The sequence below is a fragment of the Lysobacter enzymogenes genome (assembly GCF_017168095.1).
In the GTDB taxonomy this organism is placed as follows: Bacteria; Pseudomonadota; Gammaproteobacteria; order Xanthomonadales; family Xanthomonadaceae; genus Lysobacter; species Lysobacter enzymogenes_D.
This window is the reverse complement of sequence record NZ_LXSD01000446.1, coordinates 1-2,892: the sequence shown is the minus strand read 5'-3', so window position 1 is coordinate 2,892 and position 2,892 is coordinate 1. Positions and strand designations below refer to the sequence as shown.

2 protein-coding genes and 1 pseudogene are annotated in these 2,892 nt (G+C 71.9%); 1 reads left to right on the top strand and 2 read right to left on the bottom strand.

The window, feature by feature from the left end; all coding sequences use genetic code 11:
- Nucleotides 1–212: 212 nt before the first annotated feature.
- The gene (locus tag A7A76_RS19100; RefSeq protein WP_206412696.1) at nt 213–905 is read right to left on the bottom strand and encodes an AIM24 family protein; all 693 of its coding nucleotides are present in this window, start codon (nt 903–905) and stop codon (nt 213–215) included.
- Nucleotides 906–1,123: 218 nt separating this feature from the next.
- Here A7A76_RS19100 and pyrH point away from each other — a divergent pair, with 218 nt between their 5' ends.
- Nucleotides 1,124–1,846 (top strand): UMP kinase, encoded by a 723-nt coding sequence (gene pyrH, locus A7A76_RS19095; protein ID WP_206412695.1) that lies wholly within the window; start codon nt 1,124–1,126, stop codon nt 1,844–1,846.
- Nucleotides 1,847–1,987: 141 nt separating this feature from the next.
- Here pyrH and A7A76_RS19090 read toward each other — a convergent pair.
- Nucleotides 1,988–2,892: pseudogene (locus A7A76_RS19090) on the bottom strand (hypothetical protein); the annotation flags it as partial.

Sequence of the window (2,892 nt, the reverse complement as noted above, 5' to 3'; positions counted from 1 at the left end):
TGAGGTCGCCGACCGGCGTCGACGACGGCGGCTCGGCCGCGGCCTGCGCCGCCGACAGCGCCAGCGCGCCGGCCAGGACCCGCGCGGCGCCCGCTTCGGAGCGGAATTTCCATTTCCAACGAACCCGTTGCCTCATCGCTGCGCTCCTTGCAGTCGCCAGTCCCGATCCTCGCGCGCCGCGCCGCCGCGGCGGCGCGGCGCGCATCGGGCGATCAATCGGCGCCCTGGAAATACACTTCCTCGTACGGCTGCACCACGACCCAACCGGTGCCGGCGAACTTGAGCTGGATGCTCTCGCCCGAGCCGCGGCCGAACAGCGTGCCCAGCGAGATGTCGGTGACGATGTCCGGGCTCAGCCCGCCCGACCAGGCCACGGTGGCGTTGGGATCGGTGAACACCGGCTGGTCCGGCGTCACCGCCAGGGTCAGCGGTTCGTAGTGCGAGGTGATCGCGACCACGCCTTGGCCGCTGAGCCTGATGTTGAACAGGCCGCCCGACATCATCCCGGCGACCTTGCGCATCATCTTGATGTCGGAGGCGATGCCGTCCTCGAAGGCCAGCACGTCGTTGCCGTTGACGAAGATCGACTCGCCGTTCAAGCGCAGCAGGGTGATCTTCTTGCCGGCGTCGGCGACATAGACGCGGCCCTGGCCTTCCATCTTCATCAGCTGGGTGCCTTCGCCGCTGATCGCCTTCTTCAGCAGGTTGCCCAGGCCCTGCTCCATCAGGCCCTGGCGCACGAACTTGACCCCGCCGCGGTAGGCGACCATCGAGCCGGACTTGGCCCAGACCCGGCCGTTGAGCTTGACCTCCAGCAGATGCGAGCTTTCCAGTTCGAACGCGTCCGCGCTGAGGTCTTTCTGCTTGGAGCTCTCGAGGAATTCGTTGAGGTTCTTGATCGTCACGTAGCCATCTCCTTGGGTGGTGCGCGGCGCGCCGGGGGCGGCGCGGGCCGCGGCGGTTCCTGTGGCGGACCTGCGGCGGCGATCATACAGGCTGAACGAGACCGGCCGCCGGGCCCGGCGCGGACGCGAAAGCGCCGCGGGCGGCCCATTCGCGCACGCCGCGGGCGCCGGGCTTGGGCTACAATTCCGGCCGTTTTCCGCCTCCCCCGAGACCGCCCATGTCCCAGCTCGCCTATCGCCGTGTCCTGTTGAAACTTTCCGGCGAGGCGTTGATGGGGGACGAGGACTACGGCATCGACCCCAAGGTCATCGGCCGGCTCGCGCGCGAAGTCATCGAAGTGCAACAGGCCGGCGCCGAAGTGGCGCTGGTGATCGGCGGCGGCAACATCTTCCGCGGCGCGGGCCTGGCGGCCGGCGGCATGGACCGGGTCACCGGCGACCAGATGGGCATGCTGGCCACGGTCATCAACGCCCTGGCGATGCAGGATTCGCTGGAAAAGCTCGGCGCCAAGGTGCGGGTGATGAGCGCGATCAAGATCAACGACGTGTGCGAGGACTACATCCGCCGCCGCGCCATCCGCCACCTGGAAAAGGGCCGCATCGCCATCTTCGCCGCCGGCGTCGGCAGCCCGTTCTTCACCACCGACTCGGGCGCCGCGCTGCGCGCGATCGAGATCGGCGCCGACCTGCTGCTCAAGGCGACCAAGGTCGACGGCGTGTACGACAAGGATCCCAAGAAGCACGGCGACGCGGTGCGCTTCGACAAGCTCAGCTACGACGAAGTGATCACCCGCGACCTGCAGGTCATGGACACCGCCGCGTTCGCGCTGGCGCGCGACAGCGAACTGCCGCTGCGCATCTTCGACATGAGCCAGCCGGGCGTGCTGCTGCGGATCCTGCGCGGCGAGAACATCGGCACCCTGGTGCAGGGCCGCGGCTGAGGCCGCGCGGCCGCGCCGCCGCAGGCAAGACGCGAAACCAACCGCCCCGGGCGCGCAGCGACCGGGGCCGTCGTCTTATCCGGGGTTCGCCGGCCGGCGGACTTGCGCGGTACCGGCGGCGCGAATCCGCCAGCGCGAGGCTCAGGCGCCGGCGCCGGCCAGTTCGCGCTGGATCTGCCGCATCGCCTCATCAGTGGCGCGCAAGGCTTCGCGACGCATCGCCTCGCTGTCCGAACCGGCCGCCTGTCCAGCCGCCGCCGCGTCGCGGCCGACGGCGCGCAGGTCCATCGCCTGCACCGCGCGGCGGGCGGTATCGGCGAAAGCCAGCAAGCGCGCCCGATCGGCCGCGCCGATGCGGCCCTCGCGCTGCGCCTGGACGATCTGGCGATGCGCCTGCTGGGTCTCGCGCATGGCCTGTTCGGCATCGCGCTGCCACGCCCCCGATGCCAGCGCCTGCCGGCTCGCGGCGAGCGCGGCCTGGCGGTTGCGCTCCGCGTCGCGCTGCGCCTGATCGGCGTTGCGCTGCGCTTGATCGGCATCGCGCTGGGCCTGTTCGCCGTTGCGCCCGGATTGCTCGGCGTCGCGGCGGGCCTGGCTGTCGTTGCGGCGCGCCTGTTCGGCGTTGCGGCGCGCGATCGCGGCGGTGCGCTCGGAGGCTTGCGCGTCGCGGCGCGCCTGTTCGCCGTTGCGGCGCGCCTGTTCCGCGTCGCGCCGGGCCTGCTCGCCATTGCGCTGCGCTTGTTGCGCATCGCGCCGGGCCTGCTCGCCGGCGCGGCGCGCTTGCTCGGCATCGCGCAAGGCCTGCTCGCGGGCGCGCTGGCCCTCGGCGCGGGCGCGTTCGGCATCGCGCAGCGCCTGTTCGCGGTCGCGCTGGCTCTCGGCGCGCGCCTGCGCGGCTTCGCGCAAGGCCTGGTCGGCGTCGCGGCGGGCTTGTTCGGCATCGCGCAACGCCTGGGCATGATCCTGCTCGGCCTCGCGGCGCGCGCGTTCGCCCTCGGCCCGGGCGCGGCGCGCATCCTGCTCGGCCTGGCGCCCGGCGCGCTCGG